Origin of the sequence: Fictibacillus enclensis, from assembly GCF_030123385.1 — a bacterium.
GTDB lineage: Bacteria > Bacillota > Bacilli > Bacillales > Fictibacillaceae > Fictibacillus_C > Fictibacillus_C enclensis.
In genome coordinates this window covers 2,409,930-2,435,860 of the sequence record NZ_CP126109.1, presented here as the reverse complement: position 1 = coordinate 2,435,860, position 25,931 = coordinate 2,409,930, and the positions used below count along the sequence as shown (strand labels likewise).

Annotated in this window: 22 protein-coding genes; 4 read left to right on the top strand and 18 right to left on the bottom strand. The window is 43.2% G+C overall.

What is annotated here, in order from left to right:
- Position 1 precedes the first annotated feature (1 nt).
- Positions 2-367, bottom strand: coding sequence for an STAS domain-containing protein (locus QNH15_RS12870; RefSeq protein WP_283895167.1), 366 nt, complete (start codon positions 365-367; stop codon positions 2-4).
- Between the two features lie 42 nt (positions 368-409).
- On the bottom strand, positions 410-1,213 hold the full coding sequence (locus QNH15_RS12865) for an STAS domain-containing protein (protein ID WP_283895164.1): 804 nt from the start codon (positions 1,211-1,213) through the stop codon (positions 410-412).
- 252 nt (positions 1,214-1,465) lie between these two features.
- On the opposite strand from QNH15_RS12865, the gene QNH15_RS12860 reads away from it, so the two are divergent.
- Positions 1,466-2,722, top strand: a complete 1,257-nt coding sequence (locus QNH15_RS12860; RefSeq protein ID WP_430667149.1) for a YeeE/YedE family protein — start codon at positions 1,466-1,468, stop codon at positions 2,720-2,722.
- Positions 2,723-2,794: 72 nt separating this feature from the next.
- On the opposite strand, the gene QNH15_RS12855 is transcribed toward QNH15_RS12860, so the two are convergent.
- The 13 genes from QNH15_RS12855 to QNH15_RS12800 all read right to left on the bottom strand — a co-directional run bounded on the left by QNH15_RS12855 (position 2,795) and on the right by QNH15_RS12800 (position 17,611).
- Positions 2,795-3,286, bottom strand: coding sequence for an N-acetyltransferase (locus QNH15_RS12855; protein WP_061970068.1), 492 nt, complete (start codon positions 3,284-3,286; stop codon positions 2,795-2,797).
- Positions 3,287-3,409: 123 nt separating this feature from the next.
- Positions 3,410-4,597, bottom strand: coding sequence for a MalY/PatB family protein (locus QNH15_RS12850; protein WP_283895162.1), 1,188 nt, complete (start codon positions 4,595-4,597; stop codon positions 3,410-3,412).
- Positions 4,594-5,502 carry an NAD(P)/FAD-dependent oxidoreductase gene (locus tag QNH15_RS12845; RefSeq protein ID WP_283895160.1) on the bottom strand — a complete coding sequence of 303 codons (909 nt, stop codon included), beginning with the start codon at positions 5,500-5,502 and terminating at the stop codon, positions 4,594-4,596. Before QNH15_RS12845 ends, QNH15_RS12850 begins: the two co-directional genes overlap by 4 nt.
- 107 nt (positions 5,503-5,609) lie before the next feature.
- Positions 5,610-6,890, bottom strand: coding sequence for an ergothioneine biosynthesis protein EgtB (egtB, locus tag QNH15_RS12840; RefSeq protein ID WP_283895159.1), 1,281 nt, complete (start codon positions 6,888-6,890; stop codon positions 5,610-5,612).
- A gap of 1,093 nt (positions 6,891-7,983) precedes the next feature.
- Positions 7,984-8,112, bottom strand: coding sequence for an anti-repressor SinI family protein (locus QNH15_RS26200; protein ID WP_430667164.1), 129 nt, complete (start codon positions 8,110-8,112; stop codon positions 7,984-7,986).
- 158 nt (positions 8,113-8,270) lie between these two features.
- Positions 8,271-8,720 carry a PaaI family thioesterase gene (locus tag QNH15_RS12835; RefSeq protein ID WP_283895157.1) on the bottom strand — a complete coding sequence of 150 codons (450 nt, stop codon included), beginning with the start codon at positions 8,718-8,720 and terminating at the stop codon, positions 8,271-8,273.
- 100 nt (positions 8,721-8,820) lie between these two features.
- On the bottom strand, positions 8,821-9,642 hold the full coding sequence (locus QNH15_RS12830; RefSeq protein WP_129475632.1) for a carbohydrate ABC transporter permease: 822 nt from the start codon (positions 9,640-9,642) through the stop codon (positions 8,821-8,823).
- A complete protein-coding gene (locus tag QNH15_RS12825; protein WP_061970054.1) occupies positions 9,642-10,616 on the bottom strand; it encodes a carbohydrate ABC transporter permease in 975 nt (324 codons plus the stop codon). The genes QNH15_RS12830 and QNH15_RS12825 overlap by 1 nt, the downstream gene beginning before the upstream one ends.
- Before the next feature lie 77 nt (positions 10,617-10,693).
- Positions 10,694-11,971, bottom strand: coding sequence for an ABC transporter substrate-binding protein (locus QNH15_RS12820; protein ID WP_283895153.1), 1,278 nt, complete (start codon positions 11,969-11,971; stop codon positions 10,694-10,696).
- A 107-nt stretch (positions 11,972-12,078) separates the two neighbouring features.
- On the bottom strand, positions 12,079-13,515 hold the full coding sequence (locus QNH15_RS12815; RefSeq protein WP_283895151.1) for a response regulator: 1,437 nt from the start codon (positions 13,513-13,515) through the stop codon (positions 12,079-12,081).
- On the bottom strand, positions 13,493-14,938 hold the full coding sequence (locus tag QNH15_RS12810; RefSeq protein WP_283895149.1) for a sensor histidine kinase: 1,446 nt from the start codon (positions 14,936-14,938) through the stop codon (positions 13,493-13,495). Before QNH15_RS12810 ends, QNH15_RS12815 begins: the two co-directional genes overlap by 23 nt.
- The gene (locus QNH15_RS12805) at positions 14,935-15,897 is read right to left on the bottom strand and encodes a sugar-binding protein (protein WP_283895147.1); all 963 of its coding nucleotides are present in this window, start codon (positions 15,895-15,897) and stop codon (positions 14,935-14,937) included. The genes QNH15_RS12810 and QNH15_RS12805 overlap by 4 nt, the downstream gene beginning before the upstream one ends.
- A gap of 211 nt (positions 15,898-16,108) precedes the next feature.
- On the bottom strand, positions 16,109-17,611 hold the full coding sequence (locus tag QNH15_RS12800) for a M1 family metallopeptidase (RefSeq protein WP_283895145.1): 1,503 nt from the start codon (positions 17,609-17,611) through the stop codon (positions 16,109-16,111).
- Positions 17,612-17,855: 244 nt separating this feature from the next.
- Between QNH15_RS12800 and cbpA the strand changes: the two genes are divergently transcribed.
- Positions 17,856-18,512 carry a cyclic di-AMP binding protein CbpA gene (gene cbpA / locus QNH15_RS12795; RefSeq protein WP_283895143.1) on the top strand — a complete coding sequence of 219 codons (657 nt, stop codon included), beginning with the start codon at positions 17,856-17,858 and terminating at the stop codon, positions 18,510-18,512.
- 42 nt (positions 18,513-18,554) lie between these two features.
- Here the strand turns inward: cbpA and ggt are convergent, their stop codons facing one another.
- Entirely contained in the window at positions 18,555-20,321 is a 1,767-nt protein-coding gene (gene ggt, locus QNH15_RS12790) for a gamma-glutamyltransferase (protein ID WP_283895141.1), read from the bottom strand.
- A gap of 130 nt (positions 20,322-20,451) precedes the next feature.
- Here ggt and QNH15_RS12785 point away from each other — a divergent pair, with 130 nt between their 5' ends.
- Positions 20,452-21,189: a gamma-glutamyl-gamma-aminobutyrate hydrolase family protein gene (locus QNH15_RS12785; RefSeq protein ID WP_283895139.1), complete on the top strand. Its 738-nt coding sequence runs from the start codon at positions 20,452-20,454 to the stop codon at positions 21,187-21,189.
- Between the two features lie 28 nt (positions 21,190-21,217).
- Here the strand turns inward: QNH15_RS12785 and QNH15_RS12780 are convergent, their stop codons facing one another.
- Both QNH15_RS12780 and QNH15_RS12775 read right to left on the bottom strand, forming a co-directional pair.
- Positions 21,218-22,744, bottom strand: coding sequence for an FAD-dependent oxidoreductase (locus QNH15_RS12780; RefSeq protein ID WP_283895553.1), 1,527 nt, complete (start codon positions 22,742-22,744; stop codon positions 21,218-21,220).
- Positions 22,745-22,891: 147 nt separating this feature from the next.
- Entirely contained in the window at positions 22,892-23,545 is a 654-nt protein-coding gene (locus tag QNH15_RS12775) for a C40 family peptidase (RefSeq protein ID WP_283895137.1), read from the bottom strand.
- 269 nt (positions 23,546-23,814) lie between these two features.
- Between QNH15_RS12775 and recQ the strand changes: the two genes are divergently transcribed.
- Positions 23,815-25,917 carry a DNA helicase RecQ gene (gene recQ / locus QNH15_RS12770; RefSeq protein ID WP_283895135.1) on the top strand — a complete coding sequence of 701 codons (2,103 nt, stop codon included), beginning with the start codon at positions 23,815-23,817 and terminating at the stop codon, positions 25,915-25,917.
- The last annotated feature ends 14 nt before the right edge of the window (positions 25,918-25,931 follow it).

Here is a 25,931-nt window from a genome sequence, read left to right as displayed (position 1 = left end):
GTCAGTTTGGAAACCGGTCGTTTTGTGAATCTAATGCTGCCAGACCTTTTTCGAAATCGACTGCAGTGGATATGTTTTTCATCGATATTCCCATTTCATTTAAAGTAATGGCAACAGATGGCTGTACGCCAGTCAATACGACCTTCGCTCCCATCAAATCTGACATTCTCACCATATCTCCAATAATCTTGGCGATAAAGGAATCTACCAGGTCAACAAGCGATAAATCAATCACTACCCCAGTAGCATTTGTAGTCTGAATTTTATTAAGCAAATCTTCCTGCAGGCGTAGAGCTGATTGATCATCCAACTCCTCTTGTATGGAAATCAGCAATGAATGATTGACTTTTAAAATAGGAATACTCATCAGAAAAACCTCCCTGCGAATTCGATTGAATGTTTTCTTTATTTAATGAAGCATCATATTATCTTTTTGTGGCGGGTTATATTCCAAATCAATTTGTATAAACTCATCCAAGTTTCTTAAAAAATAGGCTTTATCATATATATCTTTATTTTTCAAATAGAAAGCATGGCTCGGCTTTAATCCTATGACATAGCAAATTACTCCGACCAGGTTCAAACTGTGAATAAGCTCTCTTAGAGAAGTTATTCCATCGGTTGTCAGCTTGTTCAAATTGCTGAAGTCAAAGAACACCATGTTGAAATCACCGTCATGAGCTGCGTTTGTCAACGATAAATGATTTTCTTGAATAAGCTGTGGAGATAGTTCACCGGAAAGCGGTACTAAGCCCGCATGTTCAGATAACCGGATAAAATTGGCCGACAACTCCAAAATGCGTTTTAAAGATTGTTCAAGCTCCTCTTTTTGTTCCAGCAGCTCGAAGTCAGTTTCAGCCAGCCTTTTGCATTGCTGCTCCACTTTTTTTTCCAATGCTTTCAGTTTGCCGCTCTGCTCAATGCAAACGAGGTGGCCGACACCATCATCCCATTGAATGGAGCAGCTGAATAAGGAGTAAGGCGAATTTACCGTTTGAAGGACTAGTTCTATTTCCTGTGTTAATTTTTCGGAAACGAGAAGAAAAATCGCTTTCTCCCTGCTCTCCAAATCCACCAGATCCAAGAAGTTTTCTTTTGAAGTGAAGGTTTCACGCGACTTATCGGAACGGGCCAAAATATTCAATTGCTCGTCAATCTCAAAATAAGGAATCGGCAAATGTTTAATGTTTGAGCCAAGTACGTTGTTCATCATGCACCTCCTAGTCCTTCAATTGGTAATAAAAAAGCGAGGAATCGAATGTGTTCCCCGCTGCAAGTCTGTATAACATTTTGATAATGATCTTATATATATATTGTATCATAAATGGTAATTATCTTCAACCATTCCTGAATTACGTAACTCGCTATAAAACATATAATTCATACCTGAGCAATATGGTTTATTTTTAATCGATTGTAGTATAAAATAATTAATCGTATAAATTAAATATCAGGAGTTGATTTGATGGGGATGACAGCAAATGCTCTTCCGAAAAAAACGGAGGCTGTCTCAAATAAAAAGAATAGCGGTTTAGGCTCCCCGCAGCGGAAAATTGTTATTGCAGCTTTGGCTGCTGCGGTAATCCTTAGTATATTTGCAGTCAGGATTGGCGGAATGGAGCAGGGTCTACTGCTATGGCTAGGGCTTCTGCTTGGATTTACACTCTTTCATGCAAGGTTTGGTTTTACATCAGCTTTCAGACGGTTTATGGCTGTTGGCAATGGTGAGGCTATTCGGGCCCACATGCTTATGCTCGCAGTAGCCAGTACCTTATTTGCTATCATATTTTCATTAAACACCACTTTGTTCGGCGCACAGCCCGCTGGCAATGTGTCACCCGTTGGCACTAGCTTGATTGTTGGAGCTTTCCTTTTTGGTATCGGCATGCAGCTTGGCGGAGGCTGTGCTTCTGGAACATTATACGCAGTGGGCGGCGGACGATCTGAGATGTTTCTAACATTGATTGCGTTTATCGCAGGCTCTGTTTTAGGTGCATGGCATTTTGGATTCTGGATGAACGACACGCCATCCTTCCAGGCGTTTTCACTTATTAAAGACAGCGGTCTTGGCCTCTTCGGCGGATGGGCGCTGCAAATGGTCATCCTTGGTGCCATCACCGTGTTAACCGTTATTGTTGAAAAAAGGAGACGTTCTCCCAAAATGGCAGCACTTCCTACGGCATCCGGCTGGAAACGAATCATTTTAGGTTCATGGCCGCTCATGGCCGCAGCTGTAGTACTTGCTGTATTGAATGCAGCAACTCTTTATGTAAAAGGATCACCATGGGGAATTACTTCAGGATTTACCTTATGGGGTTCCAAAGCAGCAATGGCCCTTGGGATCGACGTGACCAAATGGAGTTATTGGGCCGGAGAAAAAGCGGCTCCTCTTCATCAGTCCGTTTTTACAGACGCCACTTCAGTCATGAACTTCGGTGTGATTGTTGGAGCCCTTTTGGCTTCCACACTGGGCGGACTCTTTGTTTTGAGGAAAATTCCGATGAAGCGTGCAATGGCGGCCATTATTGGCGGTTTATTGATGGGTTATGGCGCACGTTTGGCATTCGGTTGTAATATTGGAGCTTATTTCAGCGGGATTGCCTCGTTCAGCCTTCACGGGTATGTATGGGGGATCATGGCGATGCTCGGTACCTACACAGCTCTTTATTTAAGACCATTGTTTGGAATGTCTGTTCCCAAATCGACTGACCATTTTTGTTAAAATACATTTTAGAACGCTTTTTCTTCAAAAAAGCGTTCTTTTTTTATGTTTTTTTCAAAAAAAAAGAGAGCCTTACGCTCTCCACTCGATGAATCCGGTCTTTGTTGCTGTGTTCACTTCAATTTCAAAATCGTGCTTTTCATAAAAATGGATAAGACGGTCCACATGATCCCAGTCCCTTGGAGCAATATCTCCTCGAATAACAGGAATGTTATGATCCGCTGCCAGCTCTTTCAGATACTGAATACATATGGATCCATATCCCTTGTTTGAAGGGCCTCTTATATCACCAATAAAAATACTCTCGTCATTGGTATAAACGGCATCAATTGAAAAATCCCAAATCCCCTGAAAAGAAGTGGAGCAGTCATTCAGCATGATCTTGCACTGGTGTTTGTTCTCATCCTTGTATACAATGGTCAAATTCTCTTCCTTTGTTTGTTCCACACCAACGACATCCCATTTTTTGGCAATTTCCTTCATATCATTCTGCATGCGCAGCACCTGAAATTCCAATCTGTCCCGTCCGGTTTCCTGTTCTGTTCGTTCCATTACGGATTGCATCCTGACCCTCCCTTCTGTTCAAACATTTTTTATAAACACATTATCTTTCACACAGTTTGCCATTGTACTAGCTTTGCTGGCTTTTTTCAACCCTTACGGCATAAAAAAAGCCCTGATTATGGATCAGGACTTTTCAATCTTATATTTTTTAATCGCGCGTTCCAACCGGTTCAGGCCTTCTTTTAAAGTGGCCAAAGGACAGGCAATGTTAATACGTTCAAATCCTTCGCCTTCTTTGCCAAAAATATACCCTTCATCAAAAGCAATCTTTGCTTCATCCTGCATGAAGGCCTCCAGCTTTTTGTGGTCCATGTTCAATTCTGTACAGTCCAGCCATACAAGATAGGTGCCCTCGGGTTCAATGACTTTGATCTCCGGAAGTTTTTCAGAAATAAACCGTTTAAGATAAGAAAGGTTTTCATCTAAATAATCCATCAGATCTTCCAGCCATTCTTCTCCATGCTGATAGGCAGCTTCAGCTGCAATGATACCCATGGATCCCGGTGAGAAAAAGCCGATTTTCGCAAGATAGGTGTTAAACCGGTTCCGAAGGCGTTCATTTGGAATGACAATGGTGGAAAATTGCAAGCCCGCCAGATTGAACGTCTTACTCGGTGCGATGCCGGTAATGGTCCGGTTTTGTATATCCTCTGAAAGAGATGATATCAAGGTATGCTTATACCGTTTATAAATCAAATCAAAATGGATATCATCAGAAAAAAGCAGGACATCATAAGCAATGCAGAGTTCTGCAAGCTTTTGCAATTCAGCTCTTTTCCATACCCGGCCTACTGGATTGTGAGGGTTGCATAATAGCATCAATTTAATTTCATTGTTCTTAAACTGATCCTCCAAATCAACGAAATCCATTTCATAGCTATCGCCTGTATACCGAAGGGAGTTCTTATACAGCTTCCGTCCATTTTTTCTTACCATATCCCCGAATGGATAATAGACGGGAGATTGGATCAGCACTCCGTCCCCTGTTTCGGTATATGTATTGATGGCTGCTGATATTGCAGGTACGACTCCTGGTGTAAACACAATCCAATCACTTTCGATTTCCCAGTTGTGGCGGGTTTTCAGCCAATATTTTACCGCGTCTATCGTTTCATCCGTTGCTTTGGAATATCCGAATACCCCGTGCTCCAGCCTTGATTTCATGGCATCAATAACCTTTTGAGGTGCTTTGAAATCCATATCTGCCACCCACATCGGTAACAGATCTTCTTTGCCAAAAATCTCTTTCGTATGGTCCCATTTCACGGAATGGGTGTTTAACCGTTCGATCTGTGTATCAAAATCGTTCATTTTTCCCTCCTGCGTAACTCTTTCTGAATCCAGATAGCCGCTTGAACCCCATCGCCCATCGCAATCGTGACCTGTTCAGAATGGGCAGCAACATCTCCCGCCGCCCAAACGTTTTTTATATTTGTTTCTTTTGTTCTCGCATTTACTATAATATGCTTATTCTCCAGTTGTACACCAAGTTGCTCAGCCAGTTCGCTATGCACCCGGTTGCCTCCGAAGGCGACAAACGCACGATCACCCTTAATGGTTGTTCCATCATCTAAAACAACGCCTTCAAACACAGCTTCATCTTTTACGAGAACCTCAGTAATGGCTTTTTGTACATGATCAATACCCAGCTTGGTAAGTTCTTGTTCCCTGGAAGGCTCAAGCCTTTTTTGTTCATGATTGATATAAATAATCGAAGAGGACCAATAATGAAGGGTTGTAGCCATATTGGCACCTGCTTCACCGGACCCGAGAACAATGACTTTTTTATTCTGTACTTCATACCCGTCACAATCAGGACAGATAAACATCGTGGCACCAAGGCAGGTTTTTATGTTTTTAATATCTGGGAGCCGGTCCGTTACGCCGGTAGCCATCAACAGGGTTTTTCCTATAAGCTTTTCCTTGGCATCGGTGGTTATGATAAACCCGTCGTTCTGATTTTCCGCTTTTATGGCTTTTTGGTTTAAAAACTGCACGCCGACACGTTCGGCCTGAATTCTACCCTTTTGCCTGAGATCTTCACCACCGACACCATCAGGCCATCCCAAAATATTCCGGTAATTTCTGCAGAGGTTGGATCTTCCCTCATTGGCATCGAGAATAACCGTTTTGCGGTTATACCTGCCAAGCTGGATGCCTGCCTGAAGGCCGGCTATTCCTCCACCTACAATAATGCAATCAAATTCACGTTCCATTTCGTCTCCCCCGTTTCATGCTGTTTTTCATTCCTTAATTTTTCACTTTCATTCATGGTGGTAAACCCCTTTGCTCCATTAGGAGAGAAAATGAAACGAGAAGGAAATTATTGATGAATGTCCTCCGCTAACCGGAAACCACTGAACTGCCACCTTTTTTCCGGCTGAAAAAAGTTACGGTATGTTGCCCTGATGTGTGAAGCAGGTGTGGCACAAGAACCGCCGCGAAGCACCATTTGATTACACATGAATTTGGCGTTATATTCTCCAAGAGTTCCTTCATAGGGTTTGTTTCCGGGATAGGATACATACGGGCTCTTCGTCCATTCCCAAACATCACCAAAAGCCTGTAAGAACGGCGTCTCATTTGTATGTTGTGCAGCCTGCGGATGAAATCTTCCAGAATCGGCCAAGTTTCCTTGGATGGTTTGCGAAGAACAGGCGTTTTCCCATTCTTCTTCCGTTGGAAGGCGTTTTCCCGACCATCTTGCAAAAGCATCAGCTTCATAAAAACTGACATGGCAAACTGGATCATTAGGATTTAATCGCTGTTCTCCGGCTAGTGTATAGGTACACCATTCTCCTTCCCGCTCAAACCAATAAAGCGGGGCTTCCCATTGATTTTTTTGAACGGTACTCCACCCGTCACTCAACCAGTACTGGGGCTTTTTGTATCCTCCATCTTCGATGAAGGCACAAAATTCATTGTTGGTTACAGGTCTTGTGGCGAGCCGGTAGGAATCCAGCCATACTTTATGAACCGGTTTTTCATTGTCAAAGCAAAACCACTTGCCATGGTTTCCGATCTCGACAAGACCGCCCTCCATCTCAATGAAGGTAACAGGCTCTGTTGAAGATTCATATTCATTACTTTCGTTTCTTTGATAGGCGGGGAGAAAAGGGTTTCTCGATAAATTGTATTTAATATCTGTGAGCAAGAGTTCCTGATGCTGCTGCTCATGGTTCAATCCAATTTCAAGCAGGCTTCCGATTTCTTCGCCCATCTCGTCCATACTGTCTGACATGAGCAATTTTTTTATGTATTTGTCCACATGCTTCCGGTAAGCAAATACTTCCTCAACAGAAGGACGGGTAATCAGCCCCCGCTCAATTCTGGGATGAAATGGTCCCGCCGTTTCATAATAGGAGTTGAACAGATAGTCAAAATGATCATCAAATCCGTTATAGTCTGTCAGGAACTCCTTCAATAAAAATCTTTCGAAAAACCATGTGGTATGCGCGAGATGCCATTTAGGAGGGCTTGCATCCTCCATGGATTGAATAATGAAATCCTCCATGTTCAGAGGCTGTACCAAGCTTTCGGTAAAGGAGCGGACTGCCGAGTACTTGTTTGCCAGTTTTTCTTGATCAATCTTTTGAATGCTCATTATATTCCTCCAAAAAGGTTATGGGTTTATAGAGTGTTTACCCCTATTTCCATTCATTATTTCATCTTTTTTCATTCCATTGATCATATGTATTCCTTCCGCTCTCATGTTCATTTTCCTTCCTGGAATGATAATAAAAAGCCAGTCATTATGACTAGCCTTTACTCGAAAATTACCCCTCTATAATAAATTTTTGAAGTTAAAGCATTCTTATACAAATTTATCGCTCGCATTTAATTTAGGGTCACTTCTGGAACTTCGGCAACACGTATAAAAAACCAATCACAGCGCCCCCTCAATCCTCGAATCGTTTCCGTTCCCCGTAATGAGCTAGTCATAATGTAAAATCCTTTTAGCTGAATTGTATCTCCTTCTCAATTAGTTTTTCGCAGGAGTTGAAGTTGCGACATAAAGGCTTTTGCTCAAAAATTTTTTGAAAAATTTTCAAGGCAGATAGGTATTAGTCCAAACTACATAAAAACAGGCGAATAGGATAGAATGCTGGAAGGGTTGTAGTCCTTCCGTTATTAATTTTTTAAAGGAGGGTATTTTATGCCCAAAAAACCACCAAGAAAAAAAAGTTCTAGTTCAAGTTCCTCTCACCGTTCTTCTAGACAATCCTCCAAACATTCATCAAAACGGTCCAGTTCTTCATCAAGTTCAAGTTCCTCTACACTTAAAAATTTTAATAGACAATCCTCTAAACAGTTATGCTCATCTAAACGTACCAGTTCTTCCACTTTAAAAAATAGTGGTAAGCACGAAAGTGTTGAATTATATAGTGGCCAGCTATATGACAGAAAATCAAAAACCTATCACGAGTCATCCTCATGTCATTGTGGGTGCAAACAAAGAAAGAAGAAATCTAGGCGACATAAAAAACGTTGTTGCTGCGATCCTTGGGGTTGGATTTTTTAAATTTAGAGACAACCATTAGTTACGGCTTTTAACCGCCGCCAGTAGATCAAATTTAATAATACAAAAAAAGTCGATTCCTCACTATGCTGAAAATCGACTTTTAGCTTTTTTATAATTTATAAATAGCTGATAATAATTAATATAATCAAATGCGGTACGTGAAATTAATTTTAACTCAATTTATCATGTGAGGGTAAACGTATCTCTTCTCCTTCAAATATTGTAAAAATTGCTTTTTCGTACCCTCTGATTTCTTGGCTTCTTTTACTAACGCCATCCACTCTGGTTCAAGAGGCTCTCCAATATTCTTTTCTCAGTTGTACTCCGATTTAATTTTCAATTCGTCACTCCTTTTCATAACTAAGGAATATTAGGTTATTTAAATAAATTAGTATTTACGTTGGTTATCGTTCTTATCTTTTTGCACGATCTTCGGTTTAAACGGATCAAAAAAAAGGATTATTAAAGTTGAACGGGGACAAAATAGTCATTTTTCCTGTAGGCGAGCGCTTCCATCACCGCCAAAAGCTCTCCGTCGCTTTCCACCCGGATGTTGTACCAGGCCGTGCGGTTATTTTTCTTTTCCTCCGCAGCTGTTGCTTTTATGATCGCCCCTGCTTTTCCGGCTGCCATATAATTCATGGTGGTCGATAAACCGACCGATGTTTTGCCATGAGAATTACAGGCTGCCGCAAATACAAAATCCGCTAGTGCAAACAAAACAGCACCATGCGCGGTGCCATGCGAATTGAGCATATGATCTTTCACCTCAATCTCAGCTACTGCTGTACCCTCCCCCAGCTCAGTCAGCCTGATTCCCAAAAAGCGTGCATAAGGCTCATTTTCAAATAGCTCAAAGATTTCTTTTTTATACTTTTCATGTAAGTTTTGCTCTGGCAGATTGGATTTCATTTCTTTTCTCCTCTTTCGTTTTTTGATTATTAGGAATGATGGATAAATTTATCATATCATAAAAAAACAGTCACCTCTTGTAGGAGATGACTGACTTTTTTTAGCCCTTTACCGATCCTGCCAGCAAGCCCTTTACAAAAAATTTGCCTAAAAAGATATAGACGAGCAAAGTTGGAAGAGCGGCAAGCAAGGCTCCCGCCATTTGGACATTCCATTGCACAATCTGGCTGCCGGACAAGTTTTGGAGCGCAACCATGATCGGCTGCTGGGAAGAGGTTGTGATGGTTACGGCAAACAAAAACTCGTTCCATATGTTGGTGAACTGCCAGATTCCAACCACCACAAATCCAGTAATGGATAAAGGGATGATAATATGCTGATAGATTTTGAAAATGCCTGCTCCATCAATTTTCGCAGACTCGATCATTTCTTCCGGAATACTGGCGTAAAAGTTTCTGAACATCAGTGTCGTAATCGGGATACCATACACCACATGAACAAAAATGAGACCCGGTATAGTGTTGTAAAGCCCGGCTTCCCTTAAAAATTGGATAAGCGGAATCAAAATACTCTGATAGGGGATAAACATACCGAACAGCAACGCCGTAAAGATCCAGTCCGATCCTCTGAATTTCCATTTGGAAAGAACGTAGCCATTTAAAGAGCCCAGCAACGCGGAAAGCAACGTGGCGGGAATCACCAGATAAATGCTGTTCATAAAATTCGGTGCAAGTTTTTCAAACGCCAGCTGATAGCTGCTGAAATCAAGGCTGTGCGGCAGCTGCCACATTTCGCTCAACGAGATTTGGTCCAGCGGCTTCAAGCTCGTGATCAGCATGACATACACCGGCATGAGATAAAACAGGCTGAGCACAATCAGAAGCAAATACAATATGGTCCTTGAGACGGTCCTGATGGCCATCAGGATTCCCCCTTTCTGCTCGAAATCAAATATGGGACGATAAAAATAGCAACCGACAGCAGCATAATGATGGAGATGGCTGCGCCGTTGGCATAATAGTTGCCGCGGAAGGTGGTCTCAAACATGTAAACGCCAGGAACATCGGTCACAAAGTTTGCCCCCGGACCTGTCATCGCATAAATCAGATCAAAAATTTTAAGTGATATATGGGCCATAATGATAACAACGCTGACGGTAATCGGGGCAACCATTGGAAAAATAATTTTACGGTAAATTTGAAATTCGGTCGCACCATCCATACGCGCAGCTTCTCTTATTTCTTCCGGAATGGCCCTTAAGCCCGCGAGGTACATGGCAACTGAAAAGCCTGTCATCTGCCAGGCGGCTGCAATGACTACAGCGATAACAGCGATCGGGATACCAAACTGTATTTTGCTCCATTGAATACCGGGAATAACGGTAACTGATGTGTACCAGAGAGAATCAAGGCCGAATTTTTTCAGAAACAGATTCACACCTGTTGCCGGGTTTAACAGCCATTGCCATATGACACCTGTTACGATAAACGATAATGCCATTGGGAAAAAGAAAATGTTTCGAAACAGGCTTTCCCCCCGTATTTTCTGATCGAGGAACACCGCAAGCAACAGCCCCATGAACAAAACAGCGAGAATAAAAAACAAAGTAAAAAAGAGGGTGTTCCGCAAATCCGCCTGGAAGCGGAAATCTTTAAACAAAAACAAATAGTTTTTCAGGCCGGCAAACGATAGATCCGGCACAAGCGAATTCCAGTTGGAGAGGGATACATAACCTGACCAGGCAATAAACCCGTACACAAATACCGCAACAGCGATGATTGAAGGCAGAATAAAAGCAAATGAGAGCCATTGATCGACATTCCATTTTTTCCGTTTCTTCGCTGAAACGGCCAATGAAGAGCCGGATTGAAATGAAGGCAAAACTTTAGGTTCCATTAAAACCGTTCCTTCCTATGTTTGATTGCTGATATGAGAAAAGAGGAAGATTGTTTCTCCTCCTCTTTTTTAGCATCTTACTTTTTCAGTTCGCTGCTTGCCTGATTCAAGGAATCGATCAGCTGATCCACGTTTTTCTGAGTAACAAAAATGTTCACTGCCTGGTTCGCTTTGGTTACAAATCCTTCCGGTGCAGCGGAACCATGTGCGAGGCTTGGAGCCAGCTTAGCTTCTTTAAATTCTTTCATTGTTTGTTTTCCGTATTCATCATACTTGGATTCATCGGCGTCCGTACGTGCCGGAATGGATCCTTTTAACGGGTTAAAGGCATCCTGACCTTCAACAGAGCCGAGCAAAGACAAGAATTGTTTCACGTCTTTTGCGTTTTTCACTCCTTTAGGAAGTCCGAATGTATCGGTGATAATCATAAACTGTCCTTCTGAACCAGGAGTTGCCACCCATCCAAAATCTTCATTTACTTTCAGTTTCAGATCGTTGACAAAATAACCCTTTGCCCAGTCTCCCATGATATTCATCGCCGCGTCTCCCTTGGCGACCAGTTGAGAAGCATCCTGCCAGTTTCTTGAGCTGTGATCATCATTCACATAAGAGAGCATCTTTTTAAAGGTTTCAGCCGCTTTTTTTACTTTAGGATCATCAAATTTTAAATCTCCTGTCCATAGCTTCTGGTAATCTTCATTTCCCAGCGTGCCCAGAAGTATGTTTTCAAAGATCATGGTTGCTGTCCAAGGCTCTTTGTCTCCCAGTGCAAGCGGAGTGATTCCCTTTGCTTTCAACTTGTCGGCCACTTTAAAAAATTCATCAAAGGTTTTTGGCGCCTGAAGATTATTATCAGCAAAAACCTTTTTGTTGTACCAAAGCACATTGCCGCGGTGAATATCCACGGGAACCGAATAGATTTTGCCATCCTTTGAAACCATGTCGATCAGCTGTTTTGGAAACTTATCTTTCCAACCTTCTTTATCATACAGATCATCCAGCGGTTCCATTTTGCCAGCTGCTACCCAGCCGTCGTTCAGCTCTGCTCCCCCATGTACCTGAAATGTGGCAGGCGGATCATTCCCCTGCATTCTGCTCGCCAGAACCGCTTTTGCATTCGTTCCGGCTCCTCCTGCGACTGCCGCATTTTCAACCGGAATGTCGGGGTTTTTTTCTTTAAACAATTTAATAAGTGCCTTCAGCCCGTCCTCTTCACCTGCTCCGGTCCACCAGCTAAAAATCTCTAGTTTACCAGAACTTTTTTTATTGTCCGGCTCGCTTGAGCTGGATTGGCTGCAAGCTGAAAGAATCAGTGTAAACGCGAGCACGATCAATATCCAAGCCTTCTTTTTCAAATGAACTCCCCCTTTGGTTTGTTAACGCTTACAAATTAAGTATATAAACCAAAACCATTCATGTGGGAGACTAATTTCTGCACTTTTTTATCTTTATCTTCACTTTTTTAAGGTGCGGCCCATCCTCTCCTGTGCTGGTTGAGTGCTTTTTCCCTGACATACTGCTTTGGAGAGAGCAAAAACTGCTTTTTGAACACACGGCTAAAATAATTGGGATCCTTATAGCCCACCATGAAGCAAATCTCTTTCAGGCTATACTTGTTCTTGTTCAGCAGCGTGACCGCCTTATTCAGCCGGACTTCTGTTAAAAACTCGATGAATGTAACATTGGTTTCCTCTTTAAAGAGTTTGGTAAAATAGGTCGGGCTGAGGCCAACCATTTCTGCAACCTGCTCCAGTGAAAGGGGTTCGTGCGAATGCTCATCGATGTATTTTTTGGCGAGCGACACCGGATCCTTTGCTCTTTGGGCATCCTGTATCATCTGGCAGAGTCCGTGAATGAGTTCATCCCATGCCTGTCTGGTTTGTGGAAATTGCAGATTGGCTGATTCAACGCCTTCATGAATAAGCTGTTCTTTCAGCTCAATGTAAAGGTCCGCTGTTCTTCCCTGATTCATGAGCATGCCGAGCATGGCAGAAGCTTCGAAAGGTTGATTGTTAAAAATGGCCGCTATGAGGTTGTCAAATGGGATTTCACGCGTCGGACCGTTGTCTGAGAACAAGGCATAGCGGGTACTTCCCTGCATTTTCAGTTGCATAACCGTATACAGGGCTTCTTCATAGGACCGTCTTATCTTATTCATCTGAGTATAAGGAGTCCCGATTCCTATTCTCCATTTTTCGAAACTGGAGGACATCAGCTTTTTGGCAAGAAGAAGAGCATCATCCGATGGCTCTTGTTTTCCGCTGATAAAAAGGACAACCATCTGACTTCCATGGGGAACAGCGATGAAGGGAGAGGGTGAAAGTTCATTAAGTAACTCTTTAATGGATTCTGCCGAAAGATCTCCCTCTCCTTCCATCACCGTGATATAGGCATTTACCATTCGAGGATACAGACGTTGAAGTGTATTAATGGGTTCATCCTGCAGCTCGTGCTGCAGAATTTTCAACAGAATATTCTCCAATACGACGGCTGTGGATTCACTAAACAGACTCTCCCGCTCCTGTTCCTCCACTATGGATTGGAAAACCCTGTCAATCGCCGCTGATGTTTCATCCTGGGTACTTGGCTTTAAAAGATATTCTCTTACTCCCAGTTTCATCGCTTCCTTGGCATAATTAAAAGATTCATAAGCGGTGACCATAATGAACTGTGTGTGGGGAAGCTTTTTGCGAATTTTCTGGATCGCTTCTATTCCGTTCATACCCGGCATTTTAATATCCACCGTCATGAGTTGCGGTTTGTGCTTTTCTGCCAGCTCCACCGCCATTTTGCCATTGGCCGCTTCTGCTGCAATTTCCAGATCAGGAAAACGGCTTTCGATGATTTTCCTTAGAGCCTTCCTTTCAATTGGTTCATCATCCACAATTATTGCCTTCAAGTGAAGCACACTCCTCCATTGGAAAGATTAGTTTAACACTTGTGCCTTTACCCTTTTTGGAAGAGATGGTTACGAGATTTTCAGATTGATAAAAAAGCTCCATCCTTCTCATCACGTTCTGCAGGCCAATACCTGTTGAATGGCCTACATGCTGGTTGTTTTTTTCCTGATGATTAGTAATCAGGGTAACGAGTTCTTCAGGCATGCCTGCTCCATTATCATGGATCTCGGCAATGGTTCTGCCATTCTCTGAAAGAATGTTCAGTGAGATGTTACCGCCTTCTTCCATCCCCTCCACACCATGAATAAACGCATTTTCCACGATTGGCTGAAGAATCAGCCTGGGCACCAGAATCCTCATACACTCTTCCTCGACGTTTACAGAAAAAGTGATGCGGTCGGAAAAGCGGGTTTTTTGAATGTAAAAGTACTCTGTCACGACTTTTATTTCTTCACGCAATCGAACCGATTGGTTAATATTGCCCAGACTGTACCGAAGAAGTGTGGAGACAGCATGAATAAGCTTGGATGTCTCCTCCGCATTCTCAAAATAGGCCGTCCTTGAGATGGTATTCAGTGTATTGAAGAGAAAATGCGGATTGATTTGATTTTGCAAATGTTTGAGCTCCAATTCTTTCAATAAGGAATCAAGCTCTGACTTTTCTTCTATTTCTGCGATATACTGGCGGATGTTTTTTCTCATTAAATTAAACGTCTCCCCCAGAAGTTTAAGTTCATCGTTTGAATCAATATGTATCACATGCCCATCCAGCTTTCCGGCAGACACTTCAGATGCCGCTTTTGATAAAATTTGAACCGGCTTGTTGATTCCTCTAGAAAACCATAATGCGAAAAAAACAGCCAGTAATACGGTAGTATTGAATAAAAATAAGGCAAACCATTTGAAAGAGCCATTTCTTCGTTCCAAATCATTATAGAATGATTGATAGTCTGTTAGTTTAAGATTGATCAAAGACATAGTCGTATCTTGAAGATAGGTAGAAGTGTTACGTGCTTCCTTAATATGCAGGGAATACTGATCGATATCATCCCGGATCGCAAAACCGATCGACATCTCGCACTCCTGGATTAAGGTTTCAGTCATATGGATATAGGATTTCACCTGAATATCCCCAAATCCTTTCTGGTTTTGAAGCTGTTTTGTTTTTTCGTTTAATGTCACCCTGAGCTGCTGAAATTCATTCAGCACACGCTGATTCCTGCCGAGCACAAACTGGTTTGCTTTTTCATAAAGCTGGTTGGATGTTTGAGAGATTTGATTAAGCAGCAGAAACTGTTTAAAGCTGGAATCATATTCCTGGAGAAAGGAACGGCTGCTGAAAAAAATAGAGATGGAAACCACATTAAAAAGCAGAACAAAGACAAAAAAGTAGAGGAGAAGCTTGCTTCGTATCGTTTTCATGGATGGCTCCCCTTCAATTTTGTCATAATATCAGTTTTAGTATATTGAAGAGAACCCGGGTATGCTCCTTTTTTGATAGAAAACAGTGTTTCAACGGCACGCTCTCCCATGACAAACGGGTACTGCGCGACGGTTGCATCAATCTTTTGCTTGTTTAGAAGGGTTAATGTCTCAGGGAGGGTGTCAAAAGCGATAATAAACGGCCTTTTCTTTTGCTGATACAAAGAGGCCACCTGGCTGATGCCCAGTCCGTCAAGAGCGCTTGTTCCATAAAACGCTGTGATGTCCCGATGGTTTTTTAGCAGTTCATACGTGGCCTGTATGGCACCGCTTTTTGTAATGTTGGATTCTCCTATTCCTGCAATTTGAATACGGGAGACGTTTGAGACGGCATCTTTAAACCCTTTAACTCGAAGCTGCTGGTTGGAGGCATCGAACCTTCCTGTGACGATTCCTACTTTTTGTAGTCCAGAGGTTTGTTTGATCATTGTCTCTCCAGCCAGTTTTCCTGCAAGGTAATTATCCGAGCCAACATAAGCCATACGGACACTTTCTGGTGCATCGGTATCCACGGTAATGAGCGGAATCCCTTTTTGGACCGATTTGTTGACAAGATAGTTGAAGGTGTCGCTGGACACCCCTTGAGTCATTATGCCATCCACTTTACTTGCGATCGCTTTGTCAATAAACGTAAGCTGCTCCTCATTATTCGCCTGTTTTGGCCCCCAATAGTCCAGATGAATGTTATGTTTTCTTGATGCAGCTTCCGCCCCCTTTTCTACGAGTCTCCAATACTCATTGTCCACTTCTTCGGAAATTAAAACAAAATGATAGGAATAATGGGAAGGCTGCTGTGCGTTTGAAGTAACCTGGAATGTTTCCCTTCCAAAATAAAGCATTAAGCCGGCATTTAGCATAAAAAGGGCGAAAAAACCGGTAACTCCCACTTTTTTTAACACAATTCATACCCCTTGTAAGCGTTTTTATCCTTATCTTAATGGATTAAACTCAGGTTGAATAGCCTGTATTTACCTTATTCTTCAAAAAGAGCGGCTTTTCCGTTTAAAGATGGAGGAAAATAACAGATAAAGAAGGCGCAAGCCTAGGTAGGACGCAGAAATAAGAAAGCCGGCCCTTTTAAAAAAGAGCCAGCTTTTAAACGAGTTGGAATTATTCCTGATCGGATACATAGACGCGGTGATCCTGGAAGAAGGCACCAAGATCCTTGCCGCTTTCTCTTTCCATAATACGTATAAAATCTTTGGTTGTGGTTACGCCAAACTTCTTTTCTTTAAAATAAGCTTTCATAGCTGAATAGAACACTTTGTCACCCAATTTCACACGCAGATCATTTAAGGTGCGAGAACCGTAACCATAAATCATCTGATAGTAGGCATCGACTCCCTCATCACCGTATGCAGTAAATGCGGAAACAGGCGAAGAAAGGTGGAGCTCCTTGTTGGCTACAGGAGGAGTCGTCAATTGGTTCAGCTCATTATCATGCAATGCTGCAGCGAAGGTTGCAAAGGACTCGTCCAGCCACGGCTCATCATATTCATTGTCCCCGATGATACCGTAGAACCACTGATGGCCGATTTCATGCGCAGTAACGGATCTCACCCATTCCTGTGAGCGGGTACCCGCAATGCTGATCATGACCAGCTGTGGATATTCCATTCCCCCGAACCATCCTTCCATACCGACAATATCAAGCTCCGGCCAAGGATAGGTTCCAAAATGGTCACTAAAGAGGTCAATGCTTTTCAGACCGGATGCAAGCATCGAATCAGCATAGCCAGCTTGTTCTGCCGTATAGTAAACATTGATCTTAACGTTGTTGACCATTCCTTTTTTTACTTTATACGTAGGATCCATCTCCAGTGCAAAATCCCTTACATTATGGGCTTTGTACCTGTGAATGGCCAGATTTCCTGCTATTTGAGGTTTGCCAATTTCTTCCCCTGTTGCCGCGATCACCTGTTTTTTATCCGTAGTCAAGGTTACATCGTAATCGCCGGTTAAGGAATAGAACGATTCACCCGCATTAAAATAAGGATCGACATTCCATCCTTCTTTGTCATAGACGGCAAGAATCGGAAACCAGTTGCCAAGAGAAACGGTATTTTTAAACCAACCGAAACGGTCCTGCTGTTGTGGAACAGATACGGTAAAATTCATGCTGACAGAGGCCGTAGCACCCTTTTTAATTTTAACCGCAGGAATATGCAATGCTGTTCCGTCTACATTGTAAACAGCCCGTTTACCGTTAACCTTCACATTGCTCACATCCGTGCCGCCGCCGTTTTCAGCAAAATCTTCGGCGTTGCCCCAAACATTAAAATAAAGTTCTTTCAGATTTTTCTTCAGGTTGTTTTTAAACTTAACTGTTAACTTTCCTGAGATCTGATGCTTTTTACTATCGTAAAAAACATTCATTTTATAGCTCGGTTTGGAAGGTCCCATCACCTCCTGGCCGCTTCCCTTTTTAACCATTCCTTTAAAGGGCACTTTAGGCACACTAAACGCTTTACTGGCCGAATGGTAGGCCCCTGGAATGTGTGAAGGTGAAGAATGCTGCCCTTCCGCAGCTGCGGCTGCCGATCCTGTAAATAAACCGGCGGCAAGCAATGCTGCAGTTGTTGCTTTTACGGCTTTGTTTGCATTTTTTTTCATTAAATAGCCTCCTTGAAAAGAACATTGAATTACCTTTACCTATTTCTGGTTATTTTGTTTGACTCCTTGCGTCAAAAGAAGGAAATATCCGACAAATGAAGATAAAAAAGAGGAGAATTTACACAGGACTTTGGACCAGAAGAGTAGAAACATGGTTACATTTGTACTTTCACCTCAGAAGAAAAAGGGATCAGGAGGCTCATGACGAAAGTAGTAGTGAAGCCATTATGATTTCGAGGGGGAGATGGAAATAAAAATCAAGTCGAACTATGTACCAAAAACCAAAGTAACTTATGTTACGGCAGATACATCTATAGCAGACAGCCGAAAAAAGCTGATTGAATCGGGGTACAGGTGCATTCCCGTTCTTGATGAAAATCACCAGACATTCAAGGGCTTAATCTACAAAGAAGCCACATCCGATTATATGATTGAAGGAACCGGACAGCTCTCTGATCCTGTGAGTCAGCTGCTAAAAGATGAAAGTGCCTTTGTGTATGAAGATACTCCGTTCTTTAAAGTTCTTTTTACCATAAGACGCCTCCCTTTCCTTGCCGTTCTTGACCAAAACGGTCATTTTCAGGGAATTGTCACCCACTCAAAAGTGATGGATATTCTTGAAGACTCTTATGGGATAAAAAAAGGCGGATATTCGCTGACCATTTCTACAACCGAAGGCAAAGGCTCACTAAAAAAATTATTTTCCTCCATCGGAGAAGAATACAACATTGAAGGTGTATTTACACAGGATGCGGGAAAACAGTTCGTGCGCAGAATCATCATCACCCTCAACCGGACCGTTATGGAAGAGCAAGTGAATCAACTCGTCCACAAACTCGAACATAGCGGATTTAAAGTAGCGGAAGTGGAAGATTTGCGGGAGTATGAATCAGCATTTTAAATAAAAAAAGAAGACGCATGGACAACCATGCGTCTTCTTTCCCTATTTTCTGTTATTCAGCGTGACACCAATGGCGGCACCGTTTCGGCTGGAGTCGGCCACTCCTTTAAAATAGCCCTCTTTGCTGTCGATAAAGATACTTTGGACGTTGCCGATTTCATCGCCGGGCTGGCCAAAAGCATGTCCTTTTTCATTCAGTTCTGAAATAACATCGGCGGGAATTCCTTTTTCGTACTGATAGTTGTTCACATTATTCGTATATATTCTTGGTTCTTCCACAGCCGCTTTTAATTCCATCTTATATTCAAGAGAGTGAAGAATGGTCTGTAATACCGAAGTGATAATGGTTGGACCGCCTGGTGAACCAACAGTTAAATAGGGTTTATTATTTTTGAAGATGATTGTCGGCGTCATGCTGCTGAGCGGCCGTTTATTGGGCTGGACCTCATTCGCCCCACCAGGAACCGCATCAAAATCCGTGAGCTCGTTATTGAGCATAAAGCCATAACCCGGAACCATGATCCCGGTTCCAAACACTTGCTCAATGGTCGTTGTGTAGGAAACCACATTTCCCCATCGGTCGGCTACTGTAAAATGGGTGGTCTGGCCGGTTTTTTTGTTGTCATTTTGGGGTACAACCTTATAATTTGGCGTGCCATTTTCATATTTCCAAGGATCTCCGGCCTTTACCGTCTTATTCATATGGTCGAGTCCAATGAGAGACTGGCGCTCTTTAATATAATCCGGATGCAAAAGCCCCTTGACTGGCACCTTCACAAATTCCGGGTCACCAGCATAAGCTGCCCGGTCTGCATAAGAAAGATGCATGGCTTCGGCAAGGAGGTGATACTTTTGCCACGATTTCACGTCGTACTGTGATAAATGGTAGCTATCAAGCATCTTCAGCATCTGCAAGAGGAAAACCCCTCCTGAACTCGGCGGCGGCATGCTGGCGACCCGGTATCCTTTATAATTTCCCCATACCGGCTGATCAACAGTCACATGATAGTTTCTGAGATCGGATGGTTTGATCGTACCTCCTCTTTTTTGCACTGTCCGCGCAAGTGCACGTCCGGCTTCACCCTTGTATAACACATCAGGTCCGCCCTTGCGAATCAGGCGGAAGGTCCTGGCCAAATCCTTTTGAACGAGCTTATCCCCTTCTTTCAAGGGTTTTCCATGCGGCAGAAAAACATCTTTAGCCGCTGACATGGAAAGCTTTTCTTTGCTTTCCTCAATTGATCTTGCAAGAACTGAATCAATCCTGAAACCATGCTGAGCCAGGCCAATGGCCGGATTGATAAGCAGGCTCATTGGCTTGGTTCCCCATTTATCCAGCGCTTTTTGAAGGCCGGCCAACGTTCCTGGAACTCCGACTGCTGTTCCTTGAGTAACCCTTTCTTCAAAGGGAATTGGTTTTCCATCCTCACCAAGAAACATATCGGGTTCAGCTCCCGCAGGGGCACGTTCCCGGCTGTCAACAATAGAAGTTTTTTTGGTGCTGGCATCATATACCATCATAAAACCCCCTCCTCCGATCCCCGACATCATGGGCTCCGTGACATTGAGCGCAAACTGTATGGCGACCGCTGCGTCAACCGCATTGCCACCACTTTTGAGCACGTCCGCTCCAATTTTGGAAGCGAGAGGGGTGGCGCTGGCTACCATTCCGTCCTGCCCGTAGGCAACTTGTGAATACGAATGGGTTTTCTTGGGCTTCGGTGACGCCTTTGCCAGTCCTTCACCAGGCTGGAATACAATAAAAAAACTGAGAACCATGATCAAAAAAACTGAGAATTTTTGCTTCATGCGTAACCTCCTCATATTTTGAATTTTTAGATAATTCCGGTTTATGTTTACCCTATGATTTAGTTTGCAAACGTTCAATTATATTTGGGCATACTGGTAGACACCGAAAGATAGGAAAGGATGGTTATTCATGAACAGAATTCTCCCCGTGATCGGGATTACAGTTTCTTCGTACATGTACAAGGGAAACAACAGTTCTATTTTGAACCTGGCCTACAGCAAAGCCATTGTTAAAGCTGGAGGGTTACCTTTTCTTATACCGTCTGTTAATCGTGAAGCGGCCTGCGAAAGTCTGGCTCTTTGTGACGGTCTCCTGCTTCCAGGCGGCGATGATATTGATCCATCCTTTTTTGGTGAAGAACCAGTAACCAACCTTGGAAAAGTAAACCCGCAGCAAGATGATTATGAAATCGGAGTGCTAAGCAAAGCCCTAGAGCAGAACAAGCCTGTTTTAGGCATATGCAGGGGAATGAGTATTTTAAATGTCGCACTCGGCGGCACCATGATTCAGCATCTGGGCTCCGAACTGAAAAATCCCATCAAACATCATCAGGAGGCCGCACGCAGTGTGCCCACTCATTCGATTGCTGTTGTGGAAAATTCCCTGCTGCATGACATGACAGGGAGGAAGACGAATTTACGGGTCAACAGTTTTCACCATCAGGCAGTTAAATTGACACCTTCAGCTCTCCGCCCTGTTGCCTTTGCTCCCGATGGCGCGATTGAATCGATAGAATCCGTGGATCCAAAACAATTTATCCTCGGCGTTCAATGGCATCCCGAGGAATTGAATGATACCCCGTCACAGGCAACCTTGCTTGAGGGGTTCATAAGAGCCTGCCGTGCCAACAAAAAAAGGCTTCAGTAAACAACTACTGGAAGCCTTTTATTATTCATTATTCGTCATTCAATTTTGTCAGCGGATCGGTAGCCGGTCCCTCAACGACTTCTCCTTCATAGGAAAACCTTGAACCATGGCATGGACAATCCCACGTCCGTTCCGCGTTATTCCAGGCCACTTCACATCCAAGATGGGTACAGGTCGTATCCAAAACGTAAAGCTGGCCGCGTTCATCCTTATAGGCGCCTGCTCTTTTCCCATTATAGGTAACAGGAGCGCCCTCATCCGGTCCAAGGTCGGCAGGCGTCCGGTCAGGCATCTCCAATTTTCCTTCTATTAAGTGTTTGGCGACATCGGCATTTTCCACAACTAATGTTTTTAAGCTTGGGTCAGCTTTAAACCTTGAAGGAGTAAAGACATCACGGTACGGATTTTCCCGTTCCAGAATCAAATCTCTCACCAGCATGCCCGCGGAAATTCCGTTGGTCATCCCCCATTTTCTATACCCAGTGGCAACTAATATGTTGCTGTGCACAGAGGTGATGGGTCCGATGTACGGGATTTTATCCAAGGTTACAAGGTCCTGTGCAGACCAGCGATACGGTATGTCTGTAGCTGCCAACACCTCTTCGCTAAATTTGCGGAGCGCTTCATAGTGTTTTTCTGTATTTTCATCCTGCCCGGTTTTATGGCTTTCACCACCAACAATGAGCAACTTTTCCCCGTTATTTTCGGTGTATCGGATTGACCGGGTCGGACTGTCTGCGCTTAAATACATGCCGCCGGGATAGTCCATCGTTGTTTTCACTCCTATGGCATAGGAGCGTTCAGGATGCATCCTCGCAAAGTAGAATCCTGCTCCGTCATAAAATGGGAAGTGGGAAGCGACAACTGCATGACGGCAACGCACTTTATGCCCTTCCCTTGTGACGACAACCGGCTGCGGTCCGGTTTGGATGTCAGAAGCAGTTGTCCCTTCGAATATTCTCCCCCCGCTTTTTACAAATTCATCGGCCAGGGCCGCCAAATATTTAACAGGATGAAACTGGCCCTGCTTTTTCATGGAGACGGCACCTAGAACGGGAATATCCAAAGGAATGGCTTCCAGATATTCACTATCGATGCCAAGCTTCTGGTAGGCATCGTACTCTTTTTTTACCTGCTCCAGGTACTGCTCGGATTCTGCATATATAATCGCATCCTGCTCGGAAAAATCGCACTCAATGCTATGTTCCTTAATGGTTGCCTTCACAAAATTCAGCGCTTCATTATTTGCTTCATAATATTGCCTTGTCACTTCCTCTCCAAAGTGCTGAATCAATTCATCATAGATGACACCATGCTGGCACGTAACTTTTGCTGTTGTATGTCCAGTCGTACCATTTAACAGCTGTCCTCCTTCTAGCAAGATAACATTTTGACCTTCTTTGCTTAAAAGATAGGCGGTTGTAACTCCTGTAATCCCGCCTCCAATGACAACGACATCCGCTTCATCGTCAGCATTCAAAGGTTCATATCCTTTCACTGTGCAGGAATCTCTCCAGTAGGATTCGGAAAATTGCGGCAGTTTGCTGTTTGTCATTTTGTTCATTCCCTCCTGTCATTTCCTATATTTCCCTGTTTTTCTGTTTTCATGTCATCATTCACCTTATTTTTACTCTTATACCCAATTATCAGGAAAATAAAAAAACCGGAGAACTTAATTCGCTTAAGTTCCCCGGTTTTCCAATTAGATTCGTTTTGCTCCCAAGTAACGCGCCTTCCAATAACTGTTGTCCATGGAAACAATCGATACGCCACTTGAAGAAGTTGCAGAAATAAATTGGTTGTTTCCAATATAAATGCCCACATGGGAGGCACCTGTTGTATAAGTTGTAAAGAAAACAAGATCTCCTGTTTTCAGGGTCGTTACTTTTGTACCCTGCTTGTACATTTCTGCCGTTGTTCTTGGCAGCGTAATTCCTGCCGATTTGTTAAAAACATAATAAACATAACCACTGCAATCAAAGCCGGATGGTGATGTACCGCCCCATACATACGGCACACCTATGTATTGTTTAGCTGTTGAAACAATAGCTGTGGCACTATACGATTTCGTGACGCCCAATGCCTTGAATGTTGCCGGCCCGGCAATTCCATCAGCCGTAAGTCCTTTAGCTTTTTGAAAGCTCTTAACAGCGCTTTGCGTATAAGTTCCAAAATAGGTAGTAGTTGTTCCGCTATAGGTAAAATAGCCTTTTGTTTTTAACGTTTGTTGTAAATCCTTTACTTCAGTATGTGTCATTCCATATCTCAATGTATGGTCTCCAAGTGCAGCTTGTCCAACAATTGGATTTGCGGCCAATACGCCGGCAATCCCTAACCCCATAAGTAATTTTTTCAAGTCGTACGTTCCCCCTAAAATTTTCTTGCAATACCAATAAATCTATCTTATAAAAATTTCTTAACAAAACTATTTTAGGAAGGTTACAGTTATGTTACAAATTTCTACAAGTTTCCCCTTTTCCCAGCATTTTACATAGAATTTCGGCGGAAACTGAAGAACCTCCTTTTATAAGTTCTGCAGGTTTTTGCTGATTGTTGTATAATTAATCTTTGTCCTTAGTTTTTTAAACCGCAGTTTTACTCTCTCTTTTTTGGAAAGGAGATTTTATGCTTAATCTGGCACAGCAAATATTAGAACGTCATTTCGGCTACCCTTCCTTCCGTCCTGGACAGGAAGCAGTGATCCAAAGCATTTTTCAACGAAAAAACACGCTTGGCATCATGCCTACAGGCGGCGGAAAATCCCTCTGCTACCAAGTTCCGGCGATGCTTCTCGAAGGTGTGACACTTGTCATTTCACCTCTGATTTCCCTTATGAAGGACCAGGTGGATTCTCTTGAAAATGCAGGAATACCCTCTACATATATTAATAGTTCATTATCCGACCAGGAAATCCAGGAACGGTTACAGCAAGCTGAGAAAGGCACGTATCAGCTGATTTATATTGCCCCTGAGCGGCTTGAATCTCTAAGCTTCAGAAGACTGGTTGGACAAATCAATGTTTCAATGATTGCCATTGATGAAGCCCACTGTATTTCGCAATGGGGGCATGACTTCCGTCCAAGCTATCTTAGAATCAAGGATATGCTCAATAACTTATATCCCCGTCCTGTCATCGTTGCCCTGACAGCAACGGCAACAAAGGAAGTAACAGAGGATATATGCTCCCAATTGAATATCGAGGAAACGGTAGTGACCGGCTTTGAACGGGACAACCTTACCTTTTCTATCATAAAGGATGAAGTGAAACGGGAATTTCTATTAAAATATATTGAAAAAAACCAATCCAGCCCGGGAATCATTTACGCCTCCACAAGAAATGAGGTGGACCAGCTTCACGGGTTGCTCGTTAAACAAGGCTATCGCACGTCAAAATATCATGCGGGTCTGTCGGAAGAGGAACGTTCCGAATCTCAAAACCAGTTTATCTACGATGATACTTCAATCATGGTCGCGACCAATGCATTTGGAATGGGAATCAACAAAACGAATGTCCGATATGTGATTCATTACAACCTGCCACGTAATCTTGAAGCTTATTATCAGGAAGCAGGACGTGCCGGAAGGGATGGGGAACCAAGCGAATGCCTTCTTTTCTTCTCTCCACGGGATGTACAGCTTCAAAAGTTTCTGATTGAACAAGGAACACAGGATGAAACAAGAAAGGGCAACGAATACAAAAAACTTCAGTTGATGACAGACTACTGTCACACCGAACAATGCCTCCAGCGGTTTATCGTGGAATACTTCGGAGATGAACCCGCCTCTGATTGCGGCAAATGCGGAAATTGTACAGATGAGCGTGACCAGAAAGAGATCACCACACAGGCACAAATGGTTTTTTCCTGCGTCAAGCGCATGAATGAACGTTTTGGAAAAACAGCGGTCGCCCAAGTGCTTAACGGATCACGTACTAAACGGCTTCAGGAGCTTGGGCTGACTTCCCTGTCAACCTATGGACTCATGAAGGATCTTTCTCAAAAAGAGATCATGCAGCTGATTGACTATTTAACCGCGGAGGGCCTGCTTCAATTATCCGACAGTCAATATCCGGTGTTAATGCTTACCCAGCGGGCTGTCCATGTACTCAAGGGGGAAGAAAAGGTTTATCGGAAGGAAAAACGGCACATGGTCGTCAGGGTTGCCCAAAACAACGAACTGTTTGAGCACCTCAGAGCCTTGCGAAAGGAACTGGCTGATCAAGAAAATGTTCCTCCTTATGTTGTGTTTGCTGACAGTGCACTAACGGAAATGAGTGAGAAAATCCCGCAAACGGAAGAAGATATGCTTAAGATCAAAGGGGTTGGCCAGGTAAAATTTGACCGATATGGTTCCCTCTTTCTTGATGCGATAAAAGCCCAGACAACAGAGACAGCCGTAACTGAGAGAAAAGCAGACACCCATCAAAAAAACAGTCATCTCGAGTCCTATGCTATGTTCAATGAAAATCACACCATTGAACACATCGCAAAAATCAGAGGCCTTTCTGAACAAACGGTTGAAAACCATCTGCTCCGATGTGCGGAAGAGAACGTGAATTTCGACTGGAACAGGATCATTCCAGAAGGAGAGGAAGAAAAAATTCTGAATGCGATCGAAACGCTGGGTTCTGAAAAATTAAAGCCATTAAAAGATGAACTTGGTGATGAAATTTCCTATTTCACCATCAAAGCAGTGGTCGCCAAACATCGTACACAGCCGATCCATTAAAAAAGGAAGCCATC

Excerpts from the sequence above, each read along its gene's own strand:
- QNH15_RS12855 (WP_061970068.1), bottom strand. The coding sequence starts at position 3,286 with ATGCAATCCGTAATGGAACGAACAGAACAGGAAACCGGACGGGACAGA.
- QNH15_RS12850 (WP_283895162.1), bottom strand. The coding sequence starts at position 4,597 with ATGAACGATTTTGATACACAGATCGAACGGTTAAACACCCATTCCGTG.
- QNH15_RS12830 (WP_129475632.1), bottom strand. The coding sequence starts at position 9,642 with ATGGCCATCAGGACCGTCTCAAGGACCATATTGTATTTGCTTCTGATT.
- QNH15_RS12865 (WP_283895164.1), bottom strand. The coding sequence starts at position 1,213 with ATGATGAACAACGTACTTGGCTCAAACATTAAACATTTGCCGATTCCT.
- QNH15_RS12800 (WP_283895145.1), bottom strand. The coding sequence starts at position 17,611 with ATGAAAAAAAATGCAAACAAAGCCGTAAAAGCAACAACTGCAGCATTG.
- cbpA (WP_283895143.1), top strand. The coding sequence starts at position 17,856 with ATGGAAATAAAAATCAAGTCGAACTATGTACCAAAAACCAAAGTAACT.
- recQ (WP_283895135.1), top strand. The coding sequence starts at position 23,815 with ATGCTTAATCTGGCACAGCAAATATTAGAACGTCATTTCGGCTACCCT.
- QNH15_RS12785 (WP_283895139.1), top strand. The coding sequence starts at position 20,452 with ATGAACAGAATTCTCCCCGTGATCGGGATTACAGTTTCTTCGTACATG.
- QNH15_RS12835 (WP_283895157.1), bottom strand. The coding sequence starts at position 8,720 with ATGAAATCCAATCTGCCAGAGCAAAACTTACATGAAAAGTATAAAAAA.
- QNH15_RS12860 (WP_430667149.1), top strand. The coding sequence starts at position 1,466 with ATGGGGATGACAGCAAATGCTCTTCCGAAAAAAACGGAGGCTGTCTCA.
- QNH15_RS12870 (WP_283895167.1), bottom strand. The coding sequence starts at position 367 with ATGAGTATTCCTATTTTAAAAGTCAATCATTCATTGCTGATTTCCATA.
- QNH15_RS12845 (WP_283895160.1), bottom strand. The coding sequence starts at position 5,502 with ATGGAACGTGAATTTGATTGCATTATTGTAGGTGGAGGAATAGCCGGC.
- QNH15_RS12780 (WP_283895553.1), bottom strand. The coding sequence starts at position 22,744 with ATGACAAACAGCAAACTGCCGCAATTTTCCGAATCCTACTGGAGAGAT.
- ggt (WP_283895141.1), bottom strand. The coding sequence starts at position 20,321 with ATGAAGCAAAAATTCTCAGTTTTTTTGATCATGGTTCTCAGTTTTTTT.
- egtB (WP_283895159.1), bottom strand. The coding sequence starts at position 6,890 with ATGAGCATTCAAAAGATTGATCAAGAAAAACTGGCAAACAAGTACTCG.
- QNH15_RS12825 (WP_061970054.1), bottom strand. The coding sequence starts at position 10,616 with ATGGAACCTAAAGTTTTGCCTTCATTTCAATCCGGCTCTTCATTGGCC.
- QNH15_RS12810 (WP_283895149.1), bottom strand. The coding sequence starts at position 14,938 with ATGAAAACGATACGAAGCAAGCTTCTCCTCTACTTTTTTGTCTTTGTT.